The following is a 23,129-nucleotide window of genomic DNA, read 5'->3' as shown; positions in this document are numbered from 1 at the left end:
GAACGCCCGGTTTGGAATACAGATCACGCCGGGGGCAGAAGATCGTCGCGCCAGGCTTCACCGATCGTCCGGCGTGCCATCATGTGCGAGCGGGGCGCGTTGACGCTGTCAACCGCGATCAGGCGCCCCTCCTTGAGATAAGCGACATAGAACTTCGCTTCCGCCGGCTCGCCAACCGTGATGGTCTGATCATAACCTTCCGACAGGCCCGCGATCTGCAGCTTGACATGATACTGATCCGACCAGAACCAGGGCAACGGATCATAGTCCACCGGCTGACCCAGAATGGCCTGCGCCACCGCCTTGGCCTGATCAATGGCATTCTGCACGCTTTCCAGCCGCACATCCCGGCCATAGCGCGCGGAACGGAAGCGGGTGCAGTCACCACAGGCATAGATGTCCGGATCGCTGGTGCGGCCAGCCGTATCGACGAGAATACCCCCATCCACATCCAGTCCGGCGGCTGCCGCAAGTTCCGCATTGGGCAGTGCGCCCACGGCGATCAGCACCAGATCCGCCTCCACCAGGCTCCCGTCAGAAAGACGCACGCCCGTAACAGAGGACTGTCCTTCAATTCCGGCAACACCTGCATTCAGGCGCAGATCGACGCCCTGCTCCTTGTGAAGCCCTTCATAGAAGGCTGAAATGACCGGCGACACGACGCGCTTCAGCACCCGGTCCTGTGCCTCGATCACCGTCACCGCCTTGCCCATGGCACGGGCAACAGCGGCAACTTCAAGGCCGATATAACCGGCACCGATGACAGCCAGCCGGGAATGGGCGGAGAGCGCCTTGCGGATATGATCCACATCGGCAATGGAGCGCAGGCTCAGAACGCCCGGCAGATTGCTGCCCGGCAGCGGCACGGAACGGGCACGGGTGCCGGTGGCAATGATCAGCTTGCTATAGGCCAGTTCTTCGCCGCTCGACAGAACCACAGTCTTGCCCATGCGGTCGATGGCGGTCGCCTGGACGCCGGTCCTCAGGTCAATACCCTGCGCTTCGTAGAAGGCCGCAGGCCGCAGCCACAGGCCTTCAGCATCAGTCTCGCCGGAGAGAAATTTCTTGGACAGCGGCGGCCGCTGATACGGGGGATGCGGCTCTTCACCCAAAAGCTGGATGGCGCCTGCAAATCCGCCCTGGCGAAGGGACTGCGCCACCTGCGCACCAGCCTGGCCCGCACCGATGATGACAATACTCTCCTGCATGACAACTCCCGGCCCACGGCTCGATATATTCTCAGAAGCCTATCGATAGCGGGAAAAGCCAGACAAGGCAAAGACCCTCGCCGGACAAGCCTCACACAAGGCTCACATGTCAGAATTTGTTCGTAAAAGAAAAACATGGGCAAGTGTCCACGCCCATGTTGAGAACCAGCTCAAGCCCCATCGCTCAAGCCCCATCGCTCTGGCACAATGGATCCAGCAGTTTCGGCCGGATCAGTGCGTTCAAGCCGCCCGCACCCCCTCAAGGAAGCTGCGGATTTCCTTGCGCAGTACACCGGCCTGCTCAGACAGAAGCTGTGACAGACGGTCAACCTCATCTCCGCTGGAACGGGCGTGCTGCGTGGCAGTGACGACAGCGGACATGCGCTCAGCCCCTCTTCCGACCGGCTGGAAGCATCTGCAACATTGACCGCAATGCCGCTGACGGCCGCTTCCTGCTGCTCCACGGCTGCGGCGACTGCCACAGCCAGATTGTCCATGTCGGAGATGATGTCCCGGACTTCCGAGATGGCCGTCACGGCACCGGCAGACGCATTCTGGATCGCCTCCACCTGGGCTGCGATATCCTCGGTTGCCTTCGACGTCTGGTTGGCCAGCGCCTTGACCTCGGCAGCAACAACCGCGAAGCCCTTGCCCGCCTCTCCGGCCCGCGCGGCCTCAATAGTCGCGTTGAGGGCGAGAAGATTGGTCTGGTTGGCAATGTCGCGGATCAGGCTCATCACTGCACCGATCCGGTCCGCTGCACTCGAAAGCGCCTGCATGGTGGAGAAAGTGGATTCTGCCCCGGCCACAGCCTGTTTGGCGACTTTGGTCGACCGGTCAGCCTGATTGGCAATCTCCTTGATGGAGGCAGCCAGTTCTTCTGTCGCTCCTGCCGCAGACGTCACGTTCTGGGCCGCAACGCGCACGCTCTGGCCTGCATTCCCGGCCTGTGCGGCCACCTCATCGGAAGCATGTTCAACGGCGGACGAAGCCTGGCCAAGATCCTTTGAAGCCGCATCAAGGCTGTCGAGCGCATGCTGAACGGTCTGCTCGAAGGTGCCGATGATGGTTTCAAGGCGCCGCACACGCTCATCACGCGCCGCATTTTCTTCGGCCCGCGCAGCCTCGAGGCGGACACGCTCGGCCGCGTTGTCACGGAACACCTGGACGGTGCGCACCATTGCAGAAATTTCATCACCGCCATCAGCGCGCGGCAGCTCCACATCTGTCTGGCCGCTGGCAAGACGCTCCATGGATTTCTGCAGCCGCGTCAGAGGTCCGGACACAGAGCGGCCAATGGCAAAGGCAAGCGCCGGAAGGCCAATGAGCATGGCCAGGATGATGCCGTAAACCACAAGTGAGGACAGCTGACGCACATCAGCCAGCTGTGCCGCCGCTTCCGCATCGCCTGCGCGCGCCGAGCTGATCAGCGCGTCGATATGCGGCGGCAGCAGCATGAAGAGATCTTCAACCAGTGCGATCTTGTCTGAGCGCACCACCAGCGCCTCCGCGTAGGCATCGAATGCGGACTTGTAGGCCACCATGCTGGCCTCGATATCCGCCTTGACCTCATTGGGAATGTAGGCACGGCCCAGAAGCTTCGTGAACATGGCAAAGGCTGTATCGAATTCTTCACGCGGCCCGCCGCCGGCGAGGGTGAACTTGCGTTCGGCGAGCTGAACTTCCATCACCGTCCGGGCGAGCTTCTCGAAGTCGGACGCGCCGCCAAATTTCAGTTCATCATTGATCCGGTTCTTCGCCTTGTCTGCAAAGGCCGTCAGATCCGCCCTCAGGCCGGAGCTGCCATCAAAGCCGATTTTCTCCTGAATAAAATGCAGCTCACCAAAGGCGCCCCCGATGGCCGAGACCGTATCCTTCACATCCGCCGTTTCATTGGCGAGTGGCTGAGCGGAAGGCATCGTAGAAATCGCGGAGATCCCGGCGTCGGCCTTGGCTGCCTCGGCCTTGAAACTGTCGAAAACAGCAGCAGACGGAGCGGAGAGATAGAGTTTTTCCTCGATCTGCATCCGGTTGGCAATTCCGGCAAAATCATAGGCCGCGCGTGCCAGATTGGTGTTCGCTTCAGAGGCGAGGAACGCGTCCTCAACCTTGGTCTGGCTCCACCAGAATGCACCACCGACGACCAGCAGGCCTACGGCCGTAATCAGACTGATGGACAAGATCCGCGCACGTACTGTAAGCCCGTTTGCGGAAGGGGCTCCGCCTCCGGCGCGTGCAGAAAGGCCCTGGTCTGGAAGGGTGTGTGTGTTCCGGGTCATTCAGACTTTTCCCATCAGGTGACAGCCACTACACGATGGCACGCTATTTTTAACAGCAAGAGCCGTTAATGCAGGCTGAATACACTAATAGGAACAGGCGCCTTTGCTGATTAAATTTTCACCACGCATGCACTTCTTGGCATCACACACCGCAACCCGGTAACCATATGTCTATACAAACAAAAAAACTCGCTCCAATTGCATTCATTTCACTTTGGTCGACCGGGTTTATCGGCTCCAAACTTGGAGCACCGTTCATTGAGCCATTTGTTTTTCTGGCACTTAGATACGCTTTCGCCGTTCCGTTGCTGATTGGCCTTGGTGTTTTGCTGGGCTCCGGCCGGAGCCTGACGGTGAGAACCGCAATTCACTGCATGGTCACCGGCATTCTTGTGCACGGCATCTATCTGGGCGGTGTGTTCTGGGCCATTCGGCAGGGGCTGCCCGCAGGCGCCGCAGCGCTGATGGTCGGCCTGCAGCCGGTTGTGACCGCACTTGCGGCCGGCTGGCTTTTGAAAGAACAGATCACCTGGCGCCACTGGCTGGGCTTTTCCGGCGGCTCTGCAGGCCTTCTCCTGGTGCTGCTGCCCAAGCTGGGCGAAGCGGCGTCCGGCATCACCGCCGTAACCGTCTCCGTCATGCTGGTGTCCGTGATCGCCATCAGCCTGGGCACGGTCTACCAGAAGCGCTTTGTACAGGGCGCGGACCACGTGACTGGCACCACCTGGCAATATGCCGGTGCATTGCTCTTCACGGTGCCGCTGACCTTCACCGAAACCTGGGAAATCACCTGGTCCCCCCAGCTCATTTTCGCAATGGCCTGGCTTGTGCTGGTGCTGTCCATCGGCGCCATTCTGTTGCTGATGTACATGATCCGCGCCGGATCAGCGGCAGAGGTCGGCTCCCTGTTCTATCTGGTGCCCGCCGCCACAACGCTGGAAAGCTATTTCCTGTTTGGCGAGACGCTGACCCTTGTTCAGATCGCAGGCATGGTGCTGATCATGGCGGCGATCCTGTTCATCCGCCGGAAGCCCCGTCCGGCGTAATCTGGCGCGCTGCCTTGCGCTGCGTCAGCATCCGCTGACGCAGGATGGCCGCGTTCAACTCTCCGCCAATCAGCAGCAGCACGGCGAGAATGTAGAGAAAGACCAGCGCCGACATGACACCGGCCAGCCCGGCATAGGTGGAGACATAATCCGCGTAGCCCGCCAGATACCATCCGAAGACCGCACCGGATGCGACCCAGAGCACGAGCGTCAGCACCACCCCCGGCAGGGCATCCATCATGCTTCGGCGCCCGGCCGGAAGCAGCCAGTGGATGGCATAAAGACCGGCGAAGCCAAGAAAACCGGCGATCACATAGCGGGTCAGATGCAATTCCTGAAACACCTCCGCCAGTCCCGGAAGCCATTTGAGGGCCGCCGACAAGACCAGCGGCGCCAGGACGACGAGAAAGGTGAAGGCAATCAGCGCTACCGAGCCAAGGATCACGATCAGGATCGCCTGGAGCCGCAACCAGATGAAGGATCGTGTCTCGCGTACCCGGTAGGCCCGGTTGAGCGCCAGCCGAACCGCACTCACCCCGTTGGACGCAAACCACAGCGCAGCCACGGCACCAAAGGTCAGGAGGTCGCCGCGGCGCACCGTCAGCACCTTGTTGATCTCATCGGCAACAGGGGCGGCCACGACTGGAGGCCAGGCATCGAAAATCAGTGCCGAGACTTGATCAGCCACGCCTGAGAGGCCCAGGAAGCCGGTGAGCGCTGCAATGAAAATCAGGAACGGGAACAGCGCCAGCAGCGTCGACAGCGCCACATGGCTGGCCATGGCCCAGCCGTCATCCGTATTGAAGTGGCTGACCGCATCCCACAGGACGCGGAAGCTGGCGGGCAGAGACTTTATCAGCTTCATATCCCCGATGTGGCCCGTTTGGCGTGCAGGCGTCAAGTGCATGCTGCTTTTGCGGCACTGCCTGCTTGGCCGAAAGGCTTAGAGCTGCGGCCTCGACAAAGCCGCAGGTGCAGCGCAACATGCTTTCCACAATGCAATGCAATAAACAACAAATGCAAAGGGACGGACGGATGGGCATGGCTCTGGGACACAAGGCAGCCAGTAACGCAGCCGGGAAAGACACCCCAGTGGAACAGTTGTTTGCGCAAACGGGAGAGGCCGTTGCCGCGCTGGATGAACTGCTGGATGCAGCCACACGGGCCGTACGGGCGAAGGTAACGGACAGCAAGGGACTGTCTGCAGCAGCCATGGACCGCCACCAGCACGCCACCCACGGCCTCGCCTGGCTCGCGACCTATGTGGAGGCCCTGCGGCAGATGGATGCCTATGGCCGCCGCCTGCTGGCCGAAGGCCGCCTCGGTCGCCTTGAAGAACTGACGATACGCCTCGGCTTCGGCGAATATCTGGCGCAGGTCCTTGGCGGCATCCCGATGAACCAGGGCGAGTTCATCCGGCTTGCCAGCCTTGGCCTTGGCGAGGAAGACACGGCAGCACTGCGGGCCTGCGTGCAGGATCTGATTGCAGACGGCGCCCTGCCTGAGGTTCGTGCTGAACTGACGGACCTTATCCGTCATCAGGAAGGTCATTCGATTTTCGGCGACAGCGGCCTTGATGAAACGCTCGAACAGATCCGCACCGAAATGCGCCGCTTTGCCGATGACAAGGTGAGCCCGCATGCCCACGCATGGCATCTGGCCAACGACTATATTCCCATGGATGTGGTCACCCAGATGGCGGAACTTGGCGTCTTCGGCCTGACCATTCCGGAAGAATACGGCGGAATGGGTCTTGGCAAGCAGAGCATGGTTGTCGTCTCGGAAGAGCTGTCCCGCGCCTATATCGGTGTCGGCTCGCTCGGCACACGTTCGGAAATTGCGGCAGAGTTGATCCTGTGCGGCGGCACGGAAGAGCAGAAAGCCTATTGGCTGCCGAAGATCGCCTCGGGCGAAATCCTGCCAACCGCGGTCTTCACCGAACCCAATACAGGCTCTGACCTTGCCTCGCTGCGCACCCGCGCCGTGAAGGAAGGGGACGTGTGGAAGGTCTCCGGCAACAAGACGTGGATCACCCATCCGGTGCGCGCCGACATCATGACGCTGCTGGCCCGCACCAATCCGGATGAACCTGGCTACAAGGGTCTGTCCATGTTCATCGCCGAAAAGCCGCGCGGCTCGGATGAGGAGCCCTTCCCCGCTCCCGGCATGTCGGGCGGCGAAATCGAGGTGCTCGGCTACCGGGGCATGAAGGAATACGAGATCGCCTTCGACGGCTTCGAGGTGAAGGTGGAGAACCTGCTTGGCGGCGAGACCGGTCAGGGCTTCAAACAGCTGATGCAGACCTTCGAGGGTGCGCGCATCCAGACCGCCGCACGCGCCCTTGGCGTTGCACAGGCCGCACTCGACCTCGGACTGCGCTATGCTCAGGAGCGCGTCCAGTTCGGCAAGCCGCTGATCAGCTTTCCGCGCGTCTCTGACAAGCTGGCGCTGATGGCAGCAGAGCTGATGCTGGCCCGCCAGCTCACCTATTTCTCCGCCGCAGAAAAGGACTCCGGCCGGCGCTGTGATCTGGAAGCGGGCATGGCCAAGCTGCTGGGTGCACGCGTTGCCTGGGCAGCGGCGGACAATGCCTTGCAGATCCACGGCGGCAACGGCTTTGCGCTGGAGTATCAGATCTCCCGCGTACTCTGCGATGCGCGCATCCTCAATATCTTTGAGGGCGCCGCAGAAATTCAGGCGCAAGTGATCGCCCGGCGCGTGCTGGAAATCCGGGCGCTCTGACGAGCGTCCGGCCGCTATCCCTTGAGGGAGCAGCACAACACCACCATATCCTGCCCGTAGCCGGTATGCACAGGAAGCACCGGCTGCGGAGAGGATGGCCATGACGCATCATACCGAAGCACCCGGCTTTGATCCGGAAATCCTTGGGCCGGAGCTGGACACGGACGAGCAGAAATCCCGCCGCATCCGGGAAAAACTACTGGAGACGCTGCGCAAGGCGGCCCGTCAGGTGCCCTTCATGGATGATGTGGTTGCGGCCTATTTCTGTGCGCTGGATCCGGCAACCCCGCACAAGGTGCGCGCCACACTGCTGGCGGCACTGGCCTATTTCGTCCTGCCGCTCGACATTGTACCGGATTTCATTCTCGGCATCGGCTTTGGCGATGATGCCACCGTGCTGATGGGGGCCATCGCCATGGTGCGCGCCCACATGCGGCCAGAACATACCGAAGCCGCGAAAGATGTGCTCAAGGGCAGCCGGGAGCTCTGACCAGAACGGAGACGCAAGGGTCTCAGCCCATGGTGTCTTCCGTCCGCCTCCAGCAGCCTGATGTACGCCCGGCAACAAGCCAGTAGATGAAGCCGCCGACAAAACCGGCGGCGAGCGCCACAGTGGTGCCCGGCAGCCATCCGGCATTGCCATTTGAGATGATGGCACCGTCCCCCATGATCCAGAACCCTGCCGCAATCAGCCCTGCCAGCCCCACATGGTAGACGATGCTGCGAAGCCGCAGGATTTCGGCCAGGGCAATGGCGAAGAAGGAGGGCGCGAAGGCAAGAGCACCAAGAAATGCCGCAGAAACCAGTGCCGCACCGGTGACGGCACCGGCCATCACCGGTTCATTGTGAAAAAACACATCCCGGAAGAAACCAAATGCGAGAAACGCCCCGGCACCTATCAGCCCAAGCATGAAGCCAATCGCCGTCCGGACCAGCTGCAGAACCAGCAAACCACCGTCTATCATGCCTTTTCCCTTGCCTTAGATAGACATAAGCTGTCGCGGCAACGTGCCCGTTTCAAGGCGCCTGCCGTCCACCCCGTCACGCGGCCAGCGGAAAGGCCTCTTCCACCAGATACGGCCCGCCGCCGATGCTGGCACGGGAAGAGAACAGGACAAAACGTCCTGCAAGGAAGGTTGACGCCTGGAAGCTCCCGCGCTCCGCCAGCCAGCGGGCAACGTCCGTATTGCTGGCGGTCTTGCAGCGGGCAATGGTGACATGCGGCATGTATTTGCGCCGCTCCGGCGGCAGCCCAAGCCTTTGCAGAATACGTTCCTGCTCGGCCTGAAGCTCGGCAAGCTGGGCGGAAGGTTCCACCCGCGCCCAGACCGAATGCGGCTTGCCATTGCCGAAGGAGCCAAGGCCGTTGAGCCGGATCTCGATCGGGTCCCGCCGGATGCGCGACAGGGCATCGGCCACCTCATCAGCCGTACGGTCGTCGATGTCGCCGATGAAGCGCAGGGTGATGTGGTAATTCTCGGGATCAATCCAGCGGGCACCCCGCAGGCCTCCGCGGAGCATGGACAGGTGCAGGCCGGTTTGGGCCGGAATTTCGAGACCTGTAAACAATCGCGGCATCGGGCAACCCTCCGCTGTCGCTGGTTTCTCCATGAGGGAGCATCTTGCCGCACTGCGCAAGGAGATTCGCAAAGGCCTTGAAAAGACGGAGCTTTGCACCGCCCAAAGAGACGCGGCGCCAACGGCGCCGCGCAGGAGATTGATTCGCCCGGAAATCTGCCGCAGCGGTAGATCTTCAGATCAGGGCGAGGTGTTGCCGTGCATCTGATGCAGCAGGTCGATCTTCTCGATGAGTTCCGGCGAAAGCTTCACATCCGCCGCACTGATGGCCGTCTGCAGTTGCGCCATGGAAGTGGCACCGATGATCACCGAGGTCATGAAGCTGCGGGTCAGCGGGAAGGCGATGGCGAGCTGGGCCGGATCAATGCCGGCTGAACGGGCAAGTTCCACATAGGCCCGGATAGCCTCTTCTGCACCCGGCTTCTCATAGCGCTGCAGGCGGTCATAGAGCTTCTTGCGCGATCCATCGGGCAGAGCGCCATCCAGATACTTGCCCGTCAGCGCCCCTTGCGCCAGCGGTGAATAGCCGAGCAGGCTGACATTCTCGCGCAGGGAAATTTCCGCAAGCCCCGTCTCGAAGGTGCGGTTCAGCATGTTGTAGGCATTCTGGATCGACACCGGCCGCGCGAGGCCTTCGGCCTCCGCCAGCTTCAGATAGGTCATCGTGCCCCAGGAGCTTTCGTTCGACAGCCCGATGTGGCGCACCTTGCCTTCCTTGACCAGCTCGCTCAGGGCCGCCAGCGTTTCAGCAATCGGCGTTTCGTCGGGAGCGGGCGCCGGATCATTCCAGCGGGTGGGGTTCGAGCCAAAGCCAGGAACCGTGCGGTCCGGCCAGTGCACCTGATAGAGATCAACATAGTCGGTCTGCAGATTGTTCAGGCTGCGCTCGATCGCCTCGCGGATCTGCGGACGGGTCAGACGGACTTCCTCACCGGACTTGCGGTAGTAGGTGCTGTCCGAACGGCCTGCCACCTTGGTGGCCAGAACGACCTTGTCACGGGTGCCGCGTGCCTTCAGCCATGTGCCGATGATGCGCTCGGTGCGCCCCTGCGTCTCGCCGCTCGGCGGGATCGGATACATTTCTGCGGTGTCGATGAAGTTGACGCCATGATCCAGCGCGTAATCCAGCTGGGCATGGCCTTCGGCCTCGGTGTTCTGCTCACCAAAGGTCATGGTGCCAAGGCAGATCGAGCTGACCATGATATCGGTACGGCCAAGACGGCGTTGATCCATCGGAGCATCCCTCGCGTTTTGAAAAATCTTCGGTTCAAGACAATGTGGCAGGCGCGGCAAGCCGCGAAAGGCGGGACCCGGCGGGGCAGACGTTACTTCTGCCGGGCACGGGCAACAAGGTCCTGCACGACAGGTAGCACATTGGCAACGATGACCGAAACCCCTTCACCGGTCGGGTGCATGCCATCAGCCAGATTAAGCTCCGGCTTCATTGCCACCCCTTCCAGAAAGAAGGGATACAGCAGCGCATCGTGGGCTTTCGCCACATCCGCAAAGATGGGATCGAAGGCCGCAGCATAGTCCTCGCCCAGATTGCGCGGCGCCATCATGCCCGCCACCAGCACCTCGACGCCGCGTCCCCGCAGGCGGGAGACAATGGCCTCGATGTTTTTGCGGGTGGCAGCCGGATCAATGCCGCGCAGGGCATCATTGGCGCCCAGTTCCACGATCACTGCATCCGCGTCCTGCGGTACGGACCAGTCGAGCCGCGACAGGCCGCCGGAGGAGGTATCACCGGAAACGCCCGCATTGATCACTGTGACGTTTTCGCCCTTCTCCTTCAGCGCCTTTTCCAGTTGCACGGGAAAAGCTTCATCGGGCGCAAGCTGATAGCCGGCCGACAAGCTGTCACCGAGCACAACAATCTTCACAGGCGTGTCATTGGCGAGCGCATTGCCCGCAGAAAGGCTTGCTGAAAGGGCGAAGACGACAAACAGATACACAAACTTGAACATGGCGGTCTGGATCACTCCGTGACAGGGCCCCATATGCACCCGGAAGACCCGCAGGCAGCGGGACCATGCGATTTTACCGATGCCCCAATGACGGGAACCGTCCTGTCTCTCATCCGGGCACCAAACTTATATAGGGTCACACATGACGAATGGACCAGCCATTGCGCTCAAGGGAGTTCACCTCAGTCTCGGCGATGGCGCAGGCCGGGTTCACATTCTCAAGGGTGTCGATCTGGAAATCGAAGCTGGCAGCTCCACGGGGCTTGTCGGCCCATCGGGCTCCGGCAAGTCCACGCTGCTGATGGTGATGGCAGGGCTGGAGCGTGCCGACAAGGGCTCGGTTATCGTCGCAAGCTCCGACCTGACGCCGCTGAGCGAGGATCAGCTTGCGCGTTTCCGGGGGCGCAATGTCGGCATCATCTTCCAGTCCTTCCATCTGGTGCCCAACATGACGGCGCTGGAAAATGTCGCCGTGCCGCTGGAGCTTGCCGGCGACCCAAAGGCGTTTGAAAAGGCACGTGCAGAACTCGAAGCCGTGGGCCTCGGCCACCGCCTTTCCCACTATCCCGCGCAGATGTCCGGCGGCGAACAGCAGCGCGTTGCCGTGGCCCGCGCTCTGGTGGTGGAGCCGGAAATTCTCATCGCCGACGAACCGACCGGCAACCTGGATGCTGCGACGGGTGATCAGATCGTCGAGCTGATGTTCGCAGCCATCGCCCGCCGCCGTACCACGCTGGTGCTGGTGACCCATGACCCGGCGCTGGCCGAACGCTGCGACCGGGTGGTGCGGATGCGCTCCGGCCAGGTGGAAGAGGAGCATCACGCATCCCCGGCGGAGGCCCGCGCATGACGGCCTTTGCCCCGGCCCCGTCAGGCGGCAACCGCTCGCTGGCCCTCGCCTTCCGCTTTGCCCTGCGCGAGCTGCGCGGCGGATTGCGGGGCTTCTACATTTTCATCGCCTGCATCGCCCTTGGCGTTGCCGCCATCTCCGGCGTTGCCTCGGTGTCACGGGCGCTGACGGAGGGCATTTCCAACGAAGGACAATCGATCCTCGGCGGCGACATGTCTTTCCGCCTCGTCCACCGCGAGGCAGATGCTGCCGAGTATGCGTATGTGCAGAGCCTTGGTGAAGTGACGCGCACAGCAACCCTGCGCGCCATGGCCCGCAAGCCCGACGGCAGCGATCAGGCACTTGTGGAACTGAAATCCGTCGATGGCGCCTATCCGCTCTATGGCACCCTGACGCTGCAAGGCGGCACGGACCCGGTTCAGGCCATGGGCCGTCAGCCCGATGGCAGTTTCGGCGCCGTCGCCGATGCCTCACTGCTTGCCCGCCTTGGCCTCAATACCGGTGACAAGATCTCGGTTGGCCGGGCCACTCTCACCCTTACCGGCATGATTGCGACCGAACCGGACAAACTGTCCGGCGGACTGGAGTTCGGCCCGCGCCTGATGCTGAGCGAAACGGCCCTGCCCGCAACCAGCCTCGTCCAGCCGGGAAGCCTAGTCACCTGGTCCTACAGGGTGAAACTGCCATCCAGCACCACGGATGAAGGCATCATCACGCTGATCGAACAGGCGCGGGAAAAATTCCCGCAGGCCGGCTGGCGCATCCAGTCGCGTGCAAGCGCCTCGCCGGGTCTGGAGCGCAACATCGAGCGCTTCACCCAGTTTCTGACGCTGGTGGGCCTCACCGCGCTGGTCGTGGGCGGAGTCGGCGTTGCCAATGCGGTGCGGGCATTCCTTGAGAGCAAGCGCGAGGTGATCGCCAGCTTCAAATGCCTGGGCGCCAGCAGCGATCTCGTCTTCCGCATCTACCTGATCCAGATGATGATCATCGCCGCCATCGGTATCGCCATCGGCCTTGTGGCGGGAGCCATCATTCCCTTTGCCGCAGCAGGCGCGATTTCCGGTCTTCTGCCCGTGAAGCTGGCGGTTTCCGTCTACCCGTCTGAGCTTGGCCTCGGCCTGCTCTATGGCATGCTGACGGCACTGGCCTTTGCCATCTGGCCGCTGGGCCGCGCCCATGACGTTGCACCCACCGCCCTGTTCCGCGATCAGGTGACGGGAGCCAAGGTCTGGCCACGCAAGCGCTACCTGACCGCGACCGTCATTGCTGCCGCATCACTGGCAGGCATCGCCATCTTCCTTGCCGAAGACAAGCGCATTGCCTCCATCTATGTTGTGGCATCTGCCGCTTCCTTCCTGCTGCTGGGCGGGGTGGCGCGGCTGATGATGATGCTGGCCCGCAAGGCACCGCAGGTGCGCTCCACCGGCCTCAGGCTCGCCATTGCAAATATCCACCGGCCCGGCGCCCTCACCTCCTCCGTGGTGCTGTCGCTTGGCCTTGGCCTGACACTGCTGGTGTCGCTGGCCCTCATCGACGGCAACCTGCGCCGGGAACTAACGGCAACGATCGCCGAGAAGGCGCCGAGCTTCTTCTTCATCGACATCCAAAGCACCGAGCGCGATGCCTTCGAGACCCTGCTGAAGCAGGAAGCCGGAGATGCAAAGATCCAGAGCGTGCCGATGCTGCGCGGCCGCCTCGTCAGCCTCAAAGACGTGCCGGTGAACCAGATCACCCCGCCGGCCAGCGCCGCCTGGGTGCTGCGCGGCGACCGGGGCATCACCTATCAGGACAGCCTGCCGGCCAATTCCACCCTGATGAAGGGAGAGTGGTGGCCGGAGGGTTACAGCGGCGAACCACTGGTCTCCTTCGATGATGAACTGGCCACCGAACTGGGTCTTGCGGTCGGCGACCGGATCACCGTCAATGTGCTGGGCCGGGAAATCACGGCGAAGATCGCCAACACCCGCAAGGTGGAATGGGAATCACTCGCCATTAACTTCGTGATGGTCTTCTCCTCCAACACCTTCGCTGGCGCCCCGCATGCCTTCCTGATGACCGTGACCTGGGACCCGGATGTGCCGGCAGAGCGGGAACTTGGCCTTTGAAAACCGTCTCCTCCGCCTTCCCCACCGTGACGGCCATCCGCGTCAAGGATGCGCTGGCGCAGGTGAACGATCTCGTCGCCCAGCTGGCCGTTGCCATCCGGGCAGCCTCCGCCATCACGCTCATTTCCAGCATTCTGGTGCTGGCCGGTGCACTGGCTGCCGGAAACCGCAGCCGCATCTATGACGCGGTGATTCTGAAGACACTCGGCGCCACCCGCGCCCGTCTGACCGGCGCCTATGCCATGGAATATGCGATGCTCGGCCTCGGCACGGCTGTGTTTGCGGTGCTGGCCGGTTCCCTGGCTGCATGGTTCGTCATCACACAGGTGATGAACGGGTCCTTCACGCTGCTGCCCGGCACCGCGGTCACCGCAGCGCTGGCCGCACTGGTGCTGACTGTCGGCTTCGGCCTTATCGGCACCTGGCGGGTGCTGGGCAAGAAGCCTGCCCCGGTGCTGCGCAATCTCTGAGCGCCTGCGCACAGTCTCCGGGGCGGCAGGATCTGTCCCGGAGACCGGACATGACTTTTTGTAACCTGCGCCAACCCGGTTTTTTGGTCATTTGCCCTTGTGCCGGTACCAAACCCCGCCCATATTCTTCAGCAAACGGAGTAGTCCGTCGAGGCGGTTTGGGAGTGTCCCTCCCGCGTAACCAATGAAGGGGAAACAACACATGTCGACGTTCGACCGGAAAAATGAAGCACCGTACGCGGTCGCCGGCCGCTACGCCGATGCCGGCATTGACCAGGGCCTGCGCTCCTACATGCTGGGCGTCTACAACTACATGACCATCGGTCTTGCCATCACTGGCTTCATCGCTCTGGGCCTCGCCCAGTTTGCGACGACCACTGATCCGGCAGCCGCCGCTGCCGTTCTCGGCAACGGCACGATGCTCTCGGATCTTGGCTATGCGCTCTATGCCTCGCCGCTGAAGTGGCTGGTCATGCTGGCTCCCATTGGCATGGTGTTCTTCCTGTCAATGCGCATCCAGTCCATGAGCACCTCGACCGCGCAGATCAGCTTCTGGGTCTATGCCGCCCTCATGGGTGCATCCCTGTCCTCGATCTTCCTCGTCTACACGGGCGGATCGATCGCACGCGTGTTCTTCATCACCGCCGCTTCCTTTGGTGCGCTGAGCCTCTACGGCTACACCACCAAGAAGGACCTGTCGGGCTGGGGCTCGTTCCTGATGATGGGCCTGATCGGCATCATCATTGCCTCGGTGGTCAACATCTTCCTGGCGTCGTCCGCCCTGCAGTTCGCTGTCTCGGTGATCGGCGTGCTGGTGTTCGCAGGCCTCACCGCCTATGACACCCAGCAGATCAAGGAAATGTACTACGAAGGCGACAGCAGCGAAGCCGTTGCCAAGAAGTCGATCATGGGTGCTCTGCGCCTGTACCTCGACTTCATCAACCTCTTCATCATGCTGCTGCAGCTGTTCGGCAACCGCGAATAAGCGCAAGCAGACAAGAGAAACAAAGGGCGCGGATCACCACCGCGCCCTTTTTGTTTTCAGATCAACCCAAAAACTACCATCACCGGACGTTGATTGCACTGCGCTCAACCTTGAAGGATACAAAGACAGTTTAAGTGGTTTTCAGGGCTGATATGCGTACACATCCGAATTTTCTGCGCTCCGCACTTTTTGGTGCAACAGCAGCGTCTACCCTCCTCCTGAGCCTTGCAGCAACGCAGGCAGCGCCGCTTGTGCCGGTCAACGAATACGATGCCCAATGGGGGCTGCTGATGACCGGCGCCCCGATCGCCCATTCCCGTGGCTATACCGGAGCCGGTGTTACGGTTGGTGTCCTTGATACCGGCATTCTCGCCAGCCATCCGGACCTGATCGCCAATCTCAGCGCCCTCAACTACAATGGCTCGGAGGAGATGGCGACCTTCACGGACGCCGATGGCCACGGCACGCACGTGGCGGGCATCATCGGAGCATCCGCCAACGGCATTGGCATGATGGGTGTGGCACCGGGCGTAAAGCTCGTAAACCTCGCCATCATGGACAGCAATGGCAAGATCGAGGACGAATACGCAGCACGGGTGCTCGAATACGGCCTCGACAATGGCATTCGCATCTTCAACAATTCCTGGGGCAGCTACGTCTATGTGCCCTCGGGCGATCTGGCAGCTGACCGGGCTTCCTTTGAAGAAGATGATGGCGAACTTCTGGCTGCCGCCCGCGAGGCGGCGCGCCGGGGCGCGGTGCTCGTGTGGGCAACGGGTAATGACGGCGCTACGGACGCTGGTGTCCAGGCTGCCATGCCCTATCTCTACCCGGAACTGACGCCCAACTGGATTGCCGTGACCTCCGTCGGCCGCGATGGCACCTCGCCGGCCTATTCCAACCACTGCGGCGTCACGATGATGTGGTGCCTGGCAGCACCTGGCGGCGGTGATGATCAGGAAAATGACGGCATCTATTCCACGGCCAACACTGGTGGTTACGTGCGCTTCTCCGGAACCTCGATGGCCACGCCCCACGTCACGGGTGCACTGGCAATCGCCCAGCAGATGTACCCCAATGCCACCCCGGAGCAGCTGGCACGTCTCGTTCTGATGACCGCCTCGGATATCGGCGCAGCCGGTATCGATAAGCAATACGGCTGGGGTCTGCTCAACCTCGACCGGCTGACCAGTACAAATGACGTCAGAAAGGTCTCATCCTTCTCGCAGACTGCACAGGTGCAGACGCAGGCCGTCAACCAGATCATGGGTATTACCGAGCAGCGTGCCAGCGCGCTGCTGGATCCGGCAGGACCGGCCGTCGCCGTCTCTACAAATGGGGCAGCGCCCAGCGAAGTAAGCCGCCGCTTCTGGGTGCAGTCGCTGGCGGGCGTCAGCCTGATGGACGGCACCTCCACCTCCGCCGCCTCCACCAGCCGCAGCGCGGGCCTTCTTGTGGGCGGCGAATTTATCGCAACAGAGAATCTGCGCCTTGGCGCAGCGGGCGGCTTCAGCACCTCGTCCATGCACAGCGCCGGTGACCGAGGCCGCATCAACGGCCTGCATGCCCTGATCTATGGCGGCTACACCTATGACCGCTATTTCCTGGAGGCCGCCTCCAGCTTCTCGCGCTTCGAGAACACCCTCGACCGCAACAACATCACCGGGTCCGGCACCAGCCTCGCGGTCAATGGTCAGACGAAGACCACGGATCTCGGCCTCTCCGCTTCGGCCCGCATCGGTATGACCTTCGAGACCGAAGGCTTGCTGGCGCGGCCCTATGTGCACGGCCGTGTCCGCCACCAGTGGCTGGGTTCTGGCAGCGAAACGGGGGCCGACGTGTTCAATGTCAGCCTGCGCAGCTCCACCTCCACGGGCTCGGAAACCGGTGTTGGCCTGCGCCTGTCGGCAACGCCCATTGCACTGGGCAGCTACAGCGTGACGCCGATGATGGACATCGCCTACGCCCGCGCCCTCGGGCCGGTTGCCGCAGGCCGCAAGGTCCAGATGCTGGGCCGCCCCATGAACAGCGCAGCGCCCGATCTCGGGCGTGATATCGGACGGCTGAACCTCGGTGTTGCTGCCACGAACGCCAGTCAGAAGCTGACCGGCAAGCTGACTTATGGTGGGGAACTGCGCCGCAACGCCCAGTCCCATTCGGTGAACGCCGAACTGAGCCTGCGCTTCTGAGGCCTGAAACAAGCTGAAAGCAAAAGCCCCCGGACCAGACGGCACGGGGGCTTTTGTTCATCAAGGGGCAGTCTGTCTGACTTCAGGCATCCACCAGCCGCAAGTGGCGCTTCTTTTCGAATACTTTAAGCACCGACGCCAGCTCGTGCCCGCGCTTGAGCACCATGCCGCCCGTGGCCACCACGCTGTAGGCGCCCTGGCGGCGGGCAAGCTTCGGGTCCTTCTCGATCCGGTAAAGCGGCATTTCACTGCTGCGGCGGAAGACGGAGAAGACGGCCCGGTCCTTCATCAGGTCGATGGCATAGTCCCGCCACTCTCCATCCGCGACCATGCGGCCATAGATGCGCAAAATCTGATCGAGCTCGCGCCGGTCGAAGGAAACGACGGGTTTCGCCGGGGGCTGCGGAACGGCGGTCTGGGACGCACCGTGCTGGTGAGCATTGACCTGGGAACCGGCTCCGGGCGGACTGTCTGACCGGACGGGCATCTCCAGAGGAAAGCCTTGCGGCTGTCCGGCTGCATCTCCTTCGCTCTCGCTCATGCCACCTCCCGTCAACCTTGCTGCGGAATCAGACCTGCTGATGCCTGCCGGCGAGGATATGTCATTGAGTTGTCATGATGCCCCTTGCGGGGCGCACTGGCAAGCCTGCGCGTCGCAGGGGTTCAAGGCCGCAGGAAAGCTGAAAAGATACCTTGCTTTTGCCTCAATTGAGCCCTTCACACGCCACGTTGGCCCACCATCTTATGATCATACCCGTTCGGCCTGAACGGTTCTGGTTCCGGTACGCATTAGCCCCCCAGCCCCCGGAACGGAGCTGATCAGATTGAGTGCTGAAGTACATTCGGACGGGGACTTGAAGGGCCAGCACTCGTGCTGGCCCTTTTCATTTGCCGTGGCGGCACGCCACCCTTCCCCGTTGATTGCCCGCTTCCAGTTTGTCTCCCGCCCGGCTATCATCTGCCCATGACGACGAGCCTCGTGGAACTGCGCCCCGCAAGACATGATGACACGGCCAGCCTTGCGGCCGTGCATGCCGACGCGTGGCGTCTTGCCTACCGGGGCATGCTCGACGGGCTGGATCTGGAGCGTTTTGTCGCCCGCCGCAGCGGCGGCTGGTGGCATGATGCCATCGACAAGGGTGTCGAGATCGAAGTGCTGGAAGTGGCGGGTGAAGTGGCTGGCTATGCCAGCTATGGCCCCTGCCGCATGCGGGGCACTGGCTGTGCCGGTGAACTGTACGAGCTCTATCTCAAACCGGAGTATCAGGGCCTCGGCTTTGGCCGGAGATTGTTTGCCAGCGTCAGAACCTGCCTTGAACGGCGCGGGCTCAAAGGCCTTGCGGTACGCGTTCTGACGGACAATGAACCGGCCTGCGGCTTCTATGCCGCGCTTGGCGGCGTGCTGACCGGCCGCTCCTGGCACCAGACGGGTGGCAAGCGGCTCGAGCTGTCGATCTATTGCTGGCGCGAGACGGAGCGCTGATACGCCCCTGCCGGAGCCATCACCCTGCGGCTACAAAAAGCCCGGATTTCAACGCTCTGCCACACTTGCCCCTTGCTTCGCGGCGCGGTCCCTGCAATAGACCTGCGCAGCAACTCAAGGAGCAAGCTCATGCGTATTGATGCGGTGCCGATCGGCAAGAACCCGCCGGAAGACATCAACGTCATCATCGAAGTTCCGGTCGGCGGCGAGCCGATCAAGTACGAGATGGACAAGGCAGCAGGTGCCATGTACGTGGACCGCTTCCTCTACACCCCGATGCGTTATCCGGGTAACTATGGCTTCGTGCCCCACACCCTGTGCGGCGATGGCGACCCCATCGACGTGGTGGTGATCAACCAGCGCCCGATCATCCCCGGCGCCATCATGAGCTGCCGCCCGATCGGCGTGCTGATGATGGAAGACGAGAGCGGCCAGGACGAAAAGATCATTGCCGTTCCCAGCACCAAGCTGACCCGCCGCTACGAGAACGTCAATTCGGTTGACGATCTTCCGGCGATCACCATGGAGCAGGTGAAGCACTTCTTCGAGCACTACAAGGATCTGGAGCCCGGCAAGTGGGTCAAGGTCACCGGCGTCGAAGGCCCGGAAAAGGCCCGCCAGCTGATCGTCGAGGCGATCGAACGCGCCAAGACTGAAGACAAGTGACACTGTAATGCCGGGCTTCATGTCCGGCACTGGCAGCAAAAACGAGGCCGCGCGGGTCAGCCCGCTGCGGCCTCGATTGCTTCCATATCCTCGTCCGACAGGCCGAAATGGTGGCCGATCTCATGCACCAGAACATGGGTCACCACATCGCCCAGCTGTTCCTCATGCTCTGCCCAGTAATCAAGAATGGGGCGGCGGAACAGCCACACCCGGTTCGGGTGCTGCCCGGTCTGGAACATGTCTCCGCCCTGTGCAAGGCCGATGCCCTGAAACAGCCCCATCAGCTCGAATGGGTCCTCCAGACCGACACTCTCCAGCATCTCCTCATCGGGGAAATCGGCGACGGTGATCACCACACCCTCGCAAAGTGCCAGAAACTCTTCGGGAAGCTGCGCATAGGCCTGAAGGGCGATGATCTCGAAGGCATCCAGCCCCGGAGCCACCATGGCAGCAACAGCCGCAATCTGCGGGTCAGCCCCTTCTATCCGGTCACTCATCAAATCGCCTCTTGTGAACTCACGGTTCACATCAGATAGGCGCTGACCAGATAGATAACCAGACCAACAGCGAACAGCAGGCCGGCGATCCGGCCGATACGCGTGCCCCAGACCTCGATCCGGTCGTTCTGGTTCTTGTCAGCAGCGCCGAAATGACGCTGGGCATGGCTGGCCATGCGGCTTGTGGTGGAGCCCAGGATGGTCTCGCTCTCGGCCTGGACACGTGACAGGGCCCGCCTGGCTTCGTCCTCCCTGGCCTTTGCCCGCCGTTCCCGCTCACCCATGGCCGTGTCCCCTCTCAGCCCTTGCGGGCCTGATAACCCGCAAATAGCGCCAGAACAGCCACTGCGGCAGAGGCCACCATGTTCCAGCCCGCAAAAGACAGGCCGAACAGGCGCCAGCTGGCTTCCGTGCAGGAGACGACGCGGGTGTTCTGCAGCGCCTGCAACATGTTGGCCGCAGACTTGGGTGTGGCACCGCCGCCGCCGCAGTCGGTTGGCCCCATCCAGAAGCCCCACTCGGCTCCGGACTGATAAGCGCCAAGCCCAGCCCCATAAGCAAAGACCGCCGCGACGAGAAGCAGCAGTACCGTGGCAATGCCGGTGCGGCGGGTCAGAAGAGCAAGCAGCGCCAGCACAGCCAGCGGCAGCCCCACATAATAGGGCACGCGCTGCTCAAGGCACAGCTTGCAGGGCAGATACCCGCCAATAAGCTGGAAGCCCCAGGCAGCCGCGATGGAAGCAGTGCCCCCAGAAGCAGAAGCAGATTGGCCGCCCTGGCCCGCTGAAGCGACGTCATTTCAGATCCTCATGCGATATCACAGCAGCTTGATAGCAGCGAAGCCGCCCACAAGCAGAATCACAAATATCGTGAAGACGAGACCAAGGCGCTTTTCGATGAAGTTGCGGATTGGCTCACCAAAGAGATACAGCAGTGCCGCCACCGCAAAGAAGCGTATGCCGCGCGACACGATGCTGGCGATGACAAAGACCGGCATGGAAAGACCCGTGACACCTGCGGCGATGGTGATCACCTTGTAGGGAAACGGCGTCAGCCCGGCGATGAACACAAACCACCAGCCCCAGGCATTGAAGATTTCACTGAAGCGGTCGAACTTTTCCATGTAGCCGTAGAAGGACAGGATCGGTTCGGCGACCTGATGAAACAGGAAAGCGCCAATCAGATAGCCGAAAATGCCACCCAGAACGGACATAACCGTTGCGATGGCCGCATAGAACCAAGCCTTGCGCCGGTTCGCGACCACCATCGGGATCAGCAGCAGATCCGGCGGAATCGGAAAGAACGAGCTTTCAATGAATGAGACAGCCCCCAGCGCATGCGGAGCGCGCGGGCCAGAGGCGAGGGACAGGGTCCAGTCGTAAAGTTTTCTCAGCATAATGGCATTCTGCATAGCCGCCGCCGGAGCTTTTGTCATCGGGGGAACAGGGTGCCGCTGCGGATATTTTCGCGGTGCAGCAGAGATTTGCGGATTGGAGCGGGGAAAGCCACGCCGGGTGGATTGACGGCAAAGCCAGTCTGGCTATATTCGCGGCTCCAAGGACGCTGCCCCTGTGGCGGAACTGGTAGACGCGACGGATTCAAAATCCGTTTCCCGTGAGGGAGTGCCCGTTCGATTCGGGCCAGGGGCACCACACTTTTCAGCGCCATTTCCAGGCAAGCTGCACCAGTGCAGCGCCCTCCTTTAGCGCCTTGCCTTGCGTCCCTCCCCTTCATGCGCGTCACTGGCCTTGAGCTTCAGGGATAAGTCTTTAATCTGCCGCGTGATTTATGATCACCAGCGCAGAGGAGATGCCGCGTGGGGCAGGCAAAACGCAAGAAGGACGCTGGCGCCCGCATATCCTGGTGCCGCACCTGCACCTATTGCTGCGAACTCCCCGAGATTGGCCCGCTGGACAAGCCGATGTACCGGCCTTGCGCCAGCATCAAGGACCATGGCTGTGCCATCTTCGGTCAGCCGGAACGCCCCTCTGCCTGTCTTGCCTATCAATGCGCCTATCTCTCCGCCCGGCTGAACAACAGCACGGACCGCAACCGGATCCCCCATCCGCTTGACGCCGGTGCCTATTTTCACCGCGATCCGATCGAGCGCATCTATGTGATGTTCGTCGATCCGGCCCGCCCGCTCGCCTGGAAAGCCAGCGACATCGTGCCCTATCTGCGTGCCCGCCTGCAGGAAGGCTTCGAGTTGTTGATCCTTGACCGGGGCAGGCGGATGGCTGTCACCTCGGTTCTGCTCTTCGACGCGATCCTTGCCCGTGATATGGTGACCTTTGCCGATCAGGAAGGCCGCCCGCATGATATTGAAAGCTGGCCCGCTGAAGCTGCCCGCTACCAGCGCAAAGCCTGATCAGCCAGTCACCGGCAGTTAACCGCATTTGCAAATTCCAGACGGTGCAGATCTGCGGTTAAACCGCGCGGCAATACAGCCTGTGACATAACGCCACCAACGGCAGGTGCCCGCAGGCAAAGAGGCGCCGCCGGGCAGGAGAAGGCTGGGCATCATGGCACTGATTGAAAATGGTAACATCGGCAAGCCCCAGGACGGGGAAGCAGCACCCCAGATGACGCAGATGGGCGGCTCGACGCCCGCCTTCCGCTACGCGGCACTCAACACTGCCGCCATGCGCAGCGCGCCGATCCGGCGGGAGTGGATCATCGAGGGCACCCCGCAAGCCCGGCTTGCCAGCCTGTCTACCGGCACCAACGGCTGGTCCTCGACCGACCACTGGGAGTGCACCGCCGGCACGTTCCACTGGCACTTTTTCTGGGATGAAACCGTGCTCTTCCTTGAAGGCGAAGTGCACATCACGGACGAGGCGGGCAACACCTATGAAGGCCGGCCCGGTGTCAGCATGCTGTTTCCAGCAGGCACCCGCGCTGTCTGGCATGTGCCGGTCTATGTGCGCAAGATTGCCTTCAACCGCCGGCCCATGCCCTGGACCGTTTCCTTCCTGATGAAGGTGAGCGCTCGCATCGGCCGCCTGTTCGGACGCGGATGAGCGGGGCGGCCTTCTGAAAGCAGTCGACTCTAAACTTCCGGCAG

At 62.0% G+C, this 23,129-nt stretch carries 22 protein-coding genes, 1 tRNA gene and 1 pseudogene; 12 read left to right on the top strand and 12 right to left on the bottom strand.

Annotated elements, in window-relative coordinates; all coding sequences use genetic code 11:
• Positions 1–23 precede the first annotated feature (23 nt).
• Together ACQB61_RS21145 and ACQB61_RS21140 are read right to left on the bottom strand one after the other, a co-directional pair.
• Positions 24–1,208, bottom strand: a complete 1,185-nt coding sequence (locus ACQB61_RS21145) for an NAD(P)/FAD-dependent oxidoreductase (protein WP_430514221.1) — start codon at positions 1,206–1,208, stop codon at positions 24–26.
• 170 nt (positions 1,209–1,378) lie between these two features.
• Complete coding sequence (locus ACQB61_RS21140; RefSeq protein WP_430514220.1) at positions 1,379–3,388, bottom strand: methyl-accepting chemotaxis protein; 2,010 nt, start codon at positions 3,386–3,388, stop codon at positions 1,379–1,381.
• A gap of 266 nt (positions 3,389–3,654) precedes the next feature.
• Between ACQB61_RS21140 and ACQB61_RS21135 the strand changes: the two genes are divergently transcribed.
• Positions 3,655–4,533 (top strand): DMT family transporter, encoded by an 879-nt coding sequence (locus ACQB61_RS21135; protein WP_430514219.1) that lies wholly within the window; start codon positions 3,655–3,657, stop codon positions 4,531–4,533.
• Here the strand turns inward: ACQB61_RS21135 and ACQB61_RS21130 are convergent.
• Positions 4,505–5,440: a YihY/virulence factor BrkB family protein gene (locus ACQB61_RS21130; RefSeq protein WP_430514218.1), complete on the bottom strand. Its 936-nt coding sequence runs from the start codon at positions 5,438–5,440 to the stop codon at positions 4,505–4,507. The two genes, ACQB61_RS21135 and ACQB61_RS21130, sit on opposite strands and share 29 nt — an antisense overlap.
• 128 nt (positions 5,441–5,568) lie before the next feature.
• On the opposite strand from ACQB61_RS21130, the gene ACQB61_RS21125 reads away from it, so the two are divergent.
• Positions 5,569–7,275, top strand: a complete 1,707-nt coding sequence (locus ACQB61_RS21125; RefSeq protein WP_430514217.1) for an acyl-CoA dehydrogenase family protein — start codon at positions 5,569–5,571, stop codon at positions 7,273–7,275.
• 94 nt (positions 7,276–7,369) lie between these two features.
• Entirely contained in the window at positions 7,370–7,765 is a 396-nt protein-coding gene (locus tag ACQB61_RS21120) for a YkvA family protein (protein ID WP_430514216.1), read from the top strand.
• A 22-nt stretch (positions 7,766–7,787) separates the two neighbouring features.
• Here ACQB61_RS21120 and ACQB61_RS21115 read toward each other — a convergent pair whose 3' ends face one another.
• From ACQB61_RS21115 to ACQB61_RS21100, 4 genes are all read right to left on the bottom strand, one after another.
• Positions 7,788–8,240, bottom strand: coding sequence for a translation initiation factor IF-3 (locus tag ACQB61_RS21115; RefSeq protein WP_430514215.1), 453 nt, complete (start codon positions 8,238–8,240; stop codon positions 7,788–7,790).
• 76 nt (positions 8,241–8,316) lie between these two features.
• A complete protein-coding gene (gene thpR, locus ACQB61_RS21110; protein ID WP_430514214.1) occupies positions 8,317–8,853 on the bottom strand; it encodes an RNA 2',3'-cyclic phosphodiesterase in 537 nt (178 codons plus the stop codon).
• Positions 8,854–9,033: 180 nt separating this feature from the next.
• On the bottom strand, positions 9,034–10,086 hold the full coding sequence (locus tag ACQB61_RS21105; RefSeq protein ID WP_430514213.1) for an aldo/keto reductase: 1,053 nt from the start codon (positions 10,084–10,086) through the stop codon (positions 9,034–9,036).
• 92 nt (positions 10,087–10,178) lie between these two features.
• Positions 10,179–10,820: an arylesterase gene (locus ACQB61_RS21100; protein WP_430514212.1), complete on the bottom strand. Its 642-nt coding sequence runs from the start codon at positions 10,818–10,820 to the stop codon at positions 10,179–10,181.
• A gap of 142 nt (positions 10,821–10,962) precedes the next feature.
• On the opposite strand from ACQB61_RS21100, the gene ACQB61_RS21095 reads away from it, so the two are divergent.
• The 4 genes and pseudogenes from ACQB61_RS21095 to ACQB61_RS21080 all read left to right on the top strand — a co-directional run bounded on the left by ACQB61_RS21095 (position 10,963) and on the right by ACQB61_RS21080 (position 17,419).
• The gene (locus ACQB61_RS21095; protein WP_430514211.1) at positions 10,963–11,670 is read left to right on the top strand and encodes an ABC transporter ATP-binding protein; all 708 of its coding nucleotides are present in this window, start codon (positions 10,963–10,965) and stop codon (positions 11,668–11,670) included.
• Positions 11,667–14,245: pseudogene (locus ACQB61_RS21090) on the top strand (ABC transporter permease). The gene ACQB61_RS21095 and the pseudogene ACQB61_RS21090 overlap by 4 nt, the downstream one beginning before the upstream one ends.
• Positions 14,246–14,447: 202 nt before the next feature.
• Complete coding sequence (locus ACQB61_RS21085; protein ID WP_430514210.1) at positions 14,448–15,230, top strand: Bax inhibitor-1/YccA family protein; 783 nt, start codon at positions 14,448–14,450, stop codon at positions 15,228–15,230.
• 152 nt (positions 15,231–15,382) lie between these two features.
• A complete protein-coding gene (locus ACQB61_RS21080; RefSeq protein WP_430514209.1) occupies positions 15,383–17,419 on the top strand; it encodes a S8 family peptidase in 2,037 nt (678 codons plus the stop codon).
• Between the two features lie 82 nt (positions 17,420–17,501).
• Here the strand turns inward: ACQB61_RS21080 and ACQB61_RS21075 are convergent, their stop codons facing one another.
• Entirely contained in the window at positions 17,502–17,960 is a 459-nt protein-coding gene (locus ACQB61_RS21075; RefSeq protein ID WP_430514208.1) for a DUF2794 domain-containing protein, read from the bottom strand.
• Positions 17,961–18,383: 423 nt separating this feature from the next.
• Between ACQB61_RS21075 and ACQB61_RS21070 the strand changes: the two genes are divergently transcribed.
• Positions 18,384–18,902: an N-acetyltransferase family protein gene (locus ACQB61_RS21070; protein ID WP_430514207.1), complete on the top strand. Its 519-nt coding sequence runs from the start codon at positions 18,384–18,386 to the stop codon at positions 18,900–18,902.
• Positions 18,903–19,031: 129 nt separating this feature from the next.
• Positions 19,032–19,568, top strand: a complete 537-nt coding sequence (gene ppa, locus ACQB61_RS21065) for an inorganic diphosphatase (protein WP_430514206.1) — start codon at positions 19,032–19,034, stop codon at positions 19,566–19,568.
• A gap of 56 nt (positions 19,569–19,624) precedes the next feature.
• Here the strand turns inward: ppa and ACQB61_RS21060 are convergent, their stop codons facing one another.
• The 4 genes from ACQB61_RS21060 to ACQB61_RS21045 form a co-directional block, all read right to left on the bottom strand.
• Positions 19,625–20,065 (bottom strand): metallopeptidase family protein, encoded by a 441-nt coding sequence (locus tag ACQB61_RS21060; protein WP_430514205.1) that lies wholly within the window; start codon positions 20,063–20,065, stop codon positions 19,625–19,627.
• A 26-nt stretch (positions 20,066–20,091) separates the two neighbouring features.
• Complete coding sequence (locus ACQB61_RS21055; protein WP_430514204.1) at positions 20,092–20,349, bottom strand: hypothetical protein; 258 nt, start codon at positions 20,347–20,349, stop codon at positions 20,092–20,094.
• 14 nt (positions 20,350–20,363) lie between these two features.
• Positions 20,364–20,762 carry a disulfide bond formation protein B gene (locus ACQB61_RS21050; protein ID WP_430514439.1) on the bottom strand — a complete coding sequence of 133 codons (399 nt, stop codon included), beginning with the start codon at positions 20,760–20,762 and terminating at the stop codon, positions 20,364–20,366.
• Positions 20,763–20,882: 120 nt separating this feature from the next.
• Positions 20,883–21,461, bottom strand: coding sequence for a YqaA family protein (locus tag ACQB61_RS21045; protein WP_430514438.1), 579 nt, complete (start codon positions 21,459–21,461; stop codon positions 20,883–20,885).
• Between the two features lie 169 nt (positions 21,462–21,630).
• On the opposite strand from ACQB61_RS21045, the gene ACQB61_RS21040 reads away from it, so the two are divergent.
• The 3 genes from ACQB61_RS21040 to ACQB61_RS21030 all read left to right on the top strand — a co-directional run bounded on the left by ACQB61_RS21040 (position 21,631) and on the right by ACQB61_RS21030 (position 23,085).
• Positions 21,631–21,717: transfer RNA gene (locus ACQB61_RS21040), tRNA-Leu, on the top strand.
• A 164-nt stretch (positions 21,718–21,881) separates the two neighbouring features.
• Positions 21,882–22,433: a hypothetical protein gene (locus tag ACQB61_RS21035; protein ID WP_430514203.1), complete on the top strand. Its 552-nt coding sequence runs from the start codon at positions 21,882–21,884 to the stop codon at positions 22,431–22,433.
• 154 nt (positions 22,434–22,587) lie between these two features.
• On the top strand, positions 22,588–23,085 hold the full coding sequence (locus ACQB61_RS21030; protein WP_430514202.1) for a cupin domain-containing protein: 498 nt from the start codon (positions 22,588–22,590) through the stop codon (positions 23,083–23,085).
• Positions 23,086–23,129: the final 44 nt, after the last annotated feature.

Source organism: Pannonibacter phragmitetus (genome assembly GCF_050510895.1).
In the GTDB taxonomy this organism is placed as follows: domain Bacteria; phylum Pseudomonadota; class Alphaproteobacteria; order Rhizobiales; family Stappiaceae; genus Pannonibacter; species Pannonibacter phragmitetus_B.
The sequence above is the reverse complement of the archived record's forward strand: the minus strand, read 5'-3'. Positions and strand labels throughout refer to the sequence as shown.